Annotated in this window: 10 protein-coding genes; 6 read left to right on the top strand and 4 right to left on the bottom strand. The window is 65.4% G+C overall.

What is annotated here, in order from left to right; translation table 11 throughout:
* The 5 genes from ACN4F8_RS16915 to ACN4F8_RS16895 form a co-directional block, all read left to right on the top strand.
* Positions 1-744: CmpA/NrtA family ABC transporter substrate-binding protein (locus ACN4F8_RS16915; protein ID WP_419474630.1), on the top strand; the 744-nt coding region annotated here is incomplete at its 5' end.
* Positions 745-746: 2 nt separating this feature from the next.
* Complete coding sequence (ntrB, locus tag ACN4F8_RS16910) at positions 747-1,610, top strand: nitrate ABC transporter permease (protein WP_419474631.1); 864 nt, start codon at positions 747-749, stop codon at positions 1,608-1,610.
* Positions 1,600-2,472 carry an ABC transporter ATP-binding protein gene (locus ACN4F8_RS16905; RefSeq protein ID WP_419474629.1) on the top strand — a complete coding sequence of 291 codons (873 nt, stop codon included), beginning with the start codon at positions 1,600-1,602 and terminating at the stop codon, positions 2,470-2,472. The genes ntrB and ACN4F8_RS16905 overlap by 11 nt, the downstream gene beginning before the upstream one ends.
* A 45-nt stretch (positions 2,473-2,517) precedes the next feature.
* Positions 2,518-2,961, top strand: a complete 444-nt coding sequence (gene cynS, locus ACN4F8_RS16900; protein WP_419474628.1) for a cyanase — start codon at positions 2,518-2,520, stop codon at positions 2,959-2,961.
* On the top strand, positions 2,961-3,428 hold the full coding sequence (locus ACN4F8_RS16895) for a DUF1348 family protein (RefSeq protein ID WP_419474627.1): 468 nt from the start codon (positions 2,961-2,963) through the stop codon (positions 3,426-3,428). Before cynS ends, ACN4F8_RS16895 begins: the two co-directional genes overlap by 1 nt.
* A 15-nt stretch (positions 3,429-3,443) precedes the next feature.
* On the opposite strand, the gene ACN4F8_RS16890 is transcribed toward ACN4F8_RS16895, so the two are convergent.
* Complete coding sequence (locus ACN4F8_RS16890) at positions 3,444-4,355, bottom strand: LysR family transcriptional regulator (protein ID WP_419474626.1); 912 nt, start codon at positions 4,353-4,355, stop codon at positions 3,444-3,446.
* A gap of 101 nt (positions 4,356-4,456) precedes the next feature.
* Here ACN4F8_RS16890 and ACN4F8_RS16885 point away from each other — a divergent pair, with 101 nt between their 5' ends.
* Positions 4,457-5,476 (top strand): zinc-binding alcohol dehydrogenase family protein, encoded by a 1,020-nt coding sequence (locus ACN4F8_RS16885; protein WP_419474625.1) that lies wholly within the window; start codon positions 4,457-4,459, stop codon positions 5,474-5,476.
* A gap of 34 nt (positions 5,477-5,510) precedes the next feature.
* Here the strand turns inward: ACN4F8_RS16885 and ACN4F8_RS16880 are convergent, their stop codons facing one another.
* The 3 genes from ACN4F8_RS16880 to ACN4F8_RS16870 all read right to left on the bottom strand — a co-directional run.
* A complete protein-coding gene (locus ACN4F8_RS16880; RefSeq protein ID WP_419474624.1) occupies positions 5,511-5,906 on the bottom strand; it encodes a type II toxin-antitoxin system VapC family toxin in 396 nt (131 codons plus the stop codon).
* Positions 5,906-6,118, bottom strand: coding sequence for an AbrB/MazE/SpoVT family DNA-binding domain-containing protein (locus ACN4F8_RS16875; RefSeq protein ID WP_419474623.1), 213 nt, complete (start codon positions 6,116-6,118; stop codon positions 5,906-5,908). The genes ACN4F8_RS16880 and ACN4F8_RS16875 overlap by 1 nt, the downstream gene beginning before the upstream one ends.
* Positions 6,119-6,186: 68 nt before the next feature.
* A partial coding sequence (locus ACN4F8_RS16870; protein ID WP_419474622.1) for a pirin-like C-terminal cupin domain-containing protein occupies positions 6,187-6,512 on the bottom strand: 326 nt, incomplete at its 5' end.

Here is a 6,512-nt window from a genome sequence, read left to right as displayed (position 1 = left end):
GTGCCATTTGAATACTCGATGCACAACTTCCTGCTTCGCTACTATGTTGCGGAATTCGGCCTTGATCCCGATGTGGATATCCAGATCCGCGTGGTGCCGCCGCCCGAGATGGTGGCCAACCTGCGCGCCGGCAACATCGACGGTTTCCTTGGCCCCGATCCGTTCAACCAGCGCGCGGTGTTCGACGAGGTGGGCTTCATCCACCTGCTCACCCGCGAACTCTGGAACGGCCACCCCTGCTGCGCGTTTGGCACCAGCACCGAGTTCATCCAGAAGAACCCCAACACCTTCGCGGCGCTGTACCGCGCGGTGCTCACCTCGGCCGCCATGGCGCGCGACCCGAAGAACCGCGAACTCATCGCCAAGGTGATCGCGCCCAGCCAGTACCTCAACCAGCCCGAGGCCGTGTTGACCCAGGTGCTCACCGGCCGTTTTGCCGACGGCCTGGGCAAGATCCAGAACGTGCCCGAGCGCGCCGACTTCGACCCGATGCCGTGGCAGAGCATGGCCGTGTGGATGCTCACGCAGATGCAGCGCTGGGGCTACATCAAGGGCGAGGTGGACTACAAGGCCGTGGCCGAGAAGGTGTTCCTCATCACCGACGCGCGCAAGCACATGAAGGACCTGGGCCAGCCGTTCGCGGCCGGTGGTGGCTACACCAAGCACACCATCATGGGCAAGGCGTTTGACGCTTCGAAGCCGGCTGAGTACCTGAACAGCTTCGCCATCAAGAAGACGGCATGACCATGAAAGCCACCAGCCTCAACCTGCGCGCGGCCCTGGTCTCGCTGATCCTCTTCTGCGTGTTCATCGGGGCGTGGCAGCTCTCCACCTCGGGGCCTTCGATTGGCGGCGCGTCCACCGGCATGACGGCCGAACAAATCGAGTACGCCAAGATGATGGGCAAGGACCCCGGTGCCGAGAAGAGCACCGGTTTCCCGCCGCCCATCGAGGTGGCCAAGGCCACCTGGGGACACCTGTCCGACCCGTTCTACGACAAGGGTCCGAACGACAAGGGCATCGGCATCCAGCTCGCGCATTCGCTGGGCCGCGTGGGTCTGGGTTTCCTGCTCGCCATGGCGGTGGCCATTCCCTTGGGCTTCCTCATCGGCATGTCGCCGCTGATGCGCAAGGCGTTTGACCCGTTCGTGCAGGTGCTCAAACCCATCAGCCCGCTGGCCTGGATGCCGCTGGCGCTCTACACGCTCAAAGACTCGGACATTAGCGGCATCTTCGTGATCTTCATCTGCTCGGTGTGGCCGATGCTGATCAACACCGCGTTCGGTGTGTCCGCTGTCAAACGCGAGTGGCTCAACGTGGCCAGCACGCTCGAAGTGAACCCGATCCGCAAGGCCTTCCAGGTGATCCTGCCGGCCGCCGCGCCCACCATCCTCACCGGCATGCGCATCAGCATGGGCATCGCCTGGCTGGTGATCGTGGCCGCCGAGATGCTGGTGGGCGGCACCGGCGTGGGCTACTTCGTGTGGAACGAGTGGAACAACCTCTCGCTCACCAACGTGATCTTTGCCGTGCTGCTGATCGGTGTGGTCGGCATGTTGCTCGACCTCATGTTTGCCCAGCTCCAGAAGGCGGTGACCTATGTGGAGTGACACCAGCGTGCGCGAAGCGGCGTCACTTCCCCTGCCCCTCACACCGGCCCCCACGAAAGCCCACAAGATGACCGGTTTCCTCCAGGTTGAAAACCTCGCCAAGGCCTTCCAGGCCGACAAGCCGGTGTTCGCCGACGTGTCCTTTGCCATCGACAAGGGCGAGTTCGTCTGCATCATCGGTCACAGCGGCTGCGGCAAGACCACCATCCTCAACGTGCTCGCGGGGCTGGACACCGCCACCTCCGGCCACTGCTTCATGGACGGCCGCGAGATCGCCGGCCCCAGCCTGGAGCGCGGCGTGGTGTTCCAGAGCCACGCGCTCATGCCCTGGCTCACCGTGCGGCAGAACATCGCGTTCGCGGTCAAGTCGCGCTGGCCCGAGTGGAGCCGCACCCAGATCAACGAGCACGCCGAAAAATTCGTCGCGCTGGTGGGCCTGTCGCCGGCCATCGACAAGAAACCGAGCCAGCTCTCGGGCGGCATGAAGCAGCGCGTGGGCATCGCGCGCGCCTTCGCCATCCAGCCCAAGATGTTGCTGCTTGACGAACCCTTTGGCGCGCTCGACGCACTCACGCGCGGCACCATCCAGGACGAGCTGATGGGCATCGTGCGCGAGACGCAGCAAACCGTTTTCATGATCACCCACGACGTGGACGAGGCCATCCTGCTGGCCGACCGCATCCTGTTGATGAGCAACGGGACCGAAACGCCCACCGGCTACAAGCCCGGCGGCATGGCCGAGGTGGTGGTGAACCCGCTGCCGCGCAGCCGCACGCGCGCGCAACTCCACCACCTGGATGGTTACTACGACCTGCGCAACCACATCGTGGACTTCCTGGTCTCGCGCGCCAAAGCGCACTGATCCCTTTTCCCTTTCCTTTCTTCATCACAAAGCAACGAGGCAACCATGAACCGACTCGACGTCACCGAAAAGATCATCTCCACCAAAGTCGCCAAAAGCATCAGCTGGGCCGACGTGGCCAAGAAGGTCGGCCAGTCCAAGGAATGGACCACGGCGCTGTGCCTGGGCCAGATGACGGCGTCCGCCGCCGAGGCCAAGGTGGTGGGCAAGATCTTCGGCCTGACCACCGAAGAGCAGAAGTGGCTGCAGGTCGTGCCCTACAAGGGCTCGCTGCCCACGCCCGTGCCCACCGATCCGCTGATCTACCGCTGGTACGAAATCGTCAGCGTCTACGGCACCACCATCAAGGAACTGATCCACGAAGAGTTCGGCGACGGCATCATGAGCGCGATCGACTTCAGCATGGACATCCAGCGCCAGGCCGACCCCAAAGGCGACCGCGTGAACGTGGTGCTCTCCGGCAAGTTCCTCCCCTACAAACAGTACTGATGGAGCCGCGCCCGCCGCTGCCGCCCTTCACTGCCGAGACCGCCACGCAGAAAGTGCGCATGGCCGAAGACGCGTGGAACAGCCGCGACCCCGACCGCGTGGTCAAGGTTTACACCGAAGACACGCGCTGGCGCAACCGCGCAGAGTTTCCGGTGGGCCACGCGCAGGTGCACGCCTTCCTGGTGCGCAAGTGGGCCAAGGAACTGGAGTACCGGCTCATCAAGGAGCTCTGGGCCTTCACCGACCACCGCATCGCTGTGCGCTTCGTCTACGAATGGCACGACGACTCGGGCCAGTGGTTTCGTTCGTTCGGCAACGAGAACTGGCAGTTCAACGCACTCGGCTACATGGAGCAGCGCCACGCCAGCATCAACGACCGGCCGATCGCTGCGAGCGAACGGCTGTTTCACTGGCCGCTGGGCGCGCGGCCTCAAGACCATGCGGGTTTGACCGACCTCGGGTTCTGAGAGCCGCGGTTTCGTTCAGGTGCGCACGCTGGCGGTCAACGCCTTCAGCTGCTGCTGGAGCCAGCCGCGCAGGGCGCGTGCTGCAGGTGTGATCTGGCGCCGGCCCGGCAACACCAGGTGCAGCGGCGCGGGCTCGCCCAGCCAGGCCGGGTTCACGCGCACCAGCTGGCCGGCGGCGAGTTCGGCCGACACATCGAGCCACGACTTGTGCGCCACGCCCAGCCCGGCGAGCGCCCAGCGTTTGACCACCTCACCATCGTTGGCCGAGCGGCTGCCGCGCACCGGCACATCCACCCACTGGCCGTCGATCTGCAGGCGCCACACCTTGGGCACGTCGCCGCCGAGCATGAAGCGCAAGGCTTCGTGTTGCATCAAGTCCTGCGCGCGCGTGGGCATGCCGTGGCGCGCCAGGTAAGCCGGCGAGGCCACCAGCACGCGGTGGTTGTCCGGCATCAGCGGCAGGGCGACCTGCACCGAGTCGGTGGGCACGCCATAACGGATCGCGATGTCCACCGGCACGCGCATGAGGTCGGTGTTGTGGTCGGCCAGGTGCAGGCGCAGCGCCAGCTGCGGGTGCCGCTGTTGAAACGTCTCCAGCCAGGGCAGCAGCACATGGCGGCCGAGGTCGGATGGCATGGAAATCTGCAGCTCGCCGCGCAAGGCCTGGCGGTGCGGTTGTGCGGCGGCACGTGCCTCGCCCATGGCCTGCAGCGCCTGGCGCACATGGGGCATCAGGCGCTCGCCTTCGGCCGAGAGGCGCAGGCTGCGCGTGCTGCGCACGAACACCGCCACGCCCCACTCGGCTTCCAGCCGCTTGAGCGCGGCACTCGCCGCGGCGGGTGACCAGTCCAGCGCCTTGGCGGCGGCGGTGAGGCTGCCCAGGTCGGCAATGTGGGTGATCAGTTCCAGCTCGGCGATGCGTGTCATCGTTCGATTTTCATTGAAACTGATTCGCCTGGTCGGGCCTTCAAGCGGCGTGTCCCCACACGCACACTTCTTCCTGTTCATTGACCACCCGGAAGCCCCCCATGAAAGCCATTGCCTACCAACAAGCCCTGCCCATCACCGACCCGCTGTCGCTGCAAGACGTGGACCTGCCCGAGCCCACGCCCGGCGCGCGCGACTTGCTGGTCGAGGTGAAAGCCATCGCTGTGAACCCGGTGGACACCAAGATGCGCCTGCGCTCGGTGCCCGCCGCAGGCCAGTGGGCCGTGTTGGGTTGGGACGCTGTGGGCACGGTGCGCGCTGTCGGCGCGCAGGTCACCATGTTCAAGCCCGGCGACCGCGTCTGGTACGCCGGCGCCATCAACCGCCCGGGCGCCAATGCGCAGTTGCACCTGGTGGACGAGCGCATCACTTCGCTGGCGCCAAGCTCGCTGTCCGATGCCGAAGCCGCCGCGCTGCCGCTGACCGCCATCACCGCGTGGGAAATGCTGTTCGACCGCTTGCGCGTCTCGCGCGACACCACGCAGACGGGCGACGCCTTGCTGGTGATTGGCGCCGCCGGTGGCGTGGGCTCGATCCTGGTGCAGCTGGCGCGGCAGCTCACGGGCCTCACCGTGATCGCCACCGCCTCGCGGCCCGAGACCGTGGAATGGGTGAAGGCGCTGGGCGCGCACCATGTCATCGACCACAGCCAACCACTCGCAGACGCACTCAAACAGGCCGGCCTGCCCGCGCCGCGCTACGTGGTGAGCCTCACGCAGACCGAACACCACTTCGCACAGATCGTTGAACTGATCGCGCCCCAAGGCCAGCTCGGCCTGATCGACGACCCGGCGCCGGGCAGCATCGACATCCTGGCGCTCAAGCGCAAGGCCTTGTCGCTGCACTGGGAGCTGATGTTCACCCGCTCCCTGTTCGAAACGCCCGACATGGTCGAGCAGCACAAGCTGTTGGGCGAGGTGGCGCGCCGGGTGGACGCGGGCGAACTGCGCACCACCGTGGGCGAACACCTGGGCACCATCAACGCCGCCAACCTGCGGCGTGCGCACGCGCTGCTGGAAAGCGGCAAGGCGCGCGGCAAGATCGTGCTGGAAGGGTTCTGACCGTTCGGCGTGGCGCCAGTTGGCCGATGTGCTTTCAGTGGGTTGGGGACTTCGAAAACAACACCACGCCGGGCAGGCCTTCAAAGTGGGCGTCACAGGTGAGCAGTTCTGCGCCCTGCTGCTGCGCCGTGGCATACACGATGGCGTCGGCGGTCGCCAGTTTGTATTGGCGGTGCAAGCCAGCTGCCAGCAGCGCAGTGGCCGTGTCCAGCGGTGCGACCTGGCACTTCATCGTGTAGGCGATCACCTGATCGGCCTGCGATTCACCGAGTTCGCGCCACAACCACTTGGACAATTCCAACTGCACGATGGTTGGCACGACACACAGGTCTTTATCTGGAATTTCCTTGGCAAGTTTTTTGCCGACCGGCGAGGCGATCAGCCATTCGATCCACGCCGAGGTGTCGACCACACGCAAGGGCGCCGCCATCAGTAGCGGTCCTTGCGATCCCGGTACCCCGCCGTGCTTGCGCCTTTGGCGATGCCGGCGAGTTGTTTGAGTTCAGGCACCGGCATCACCAGCACGCCCTTGTCCTTGGGAATGAACACGAACTCCTGGCCCGCCTCCCAGCGCAGCTCGTCGCGGACAGCTTTGGGAATGGAGATCTGGAATTTGCTGGACAGGGTGGCGGTGGCAGACATGTCTGGCTCCTGGTTGATCGATCGCTGAATGGTAAGAATATACCAAACGTCGTCGAAATGCAGTCGGCCTACCCCGGCAACGGAATCCACTCCTGGTTGTCGTCGGGTGGCAGCGCAAAGCGCCCCGCTGCCCAGTCGGCCTTGGCCTGCTCGATGCGCTCCTTGCGCGAGGACACGAAGTTCCAGAACACGTGGCGCTCGCCCAGCGGCTCGCCGCCGAAGACCATGAGCGTGCTCTTCGCTTTCGCGGTGATGACCGCGTCGATGTCGTTGCCGAACACCAGCAACTGGCCGGGCACATAGGTTTCACCGGCGTGCTCGATCTCGCCGCGCGCCACGTACACCGCCTGCTCGCTGTACCCGCCGGGCAGGGCCAGGCTGGCGCCGGCCTGCC

Origin of the sequence: Hydrogenophaga sp., assembly GCF_048549895.1 — a bacterium.
Taxonomy (GTDB): domain Bacteria; phylum Pseudomonadota; class Gammaproteobacteria; order Burkholderiales; family Burkholderiaceae_C; genus Hydrogenophaga.
Note: the sequence above shows the minus strand (reverse complement) of the source record. Positions and strands in the feature narration are given on the sequence as shown.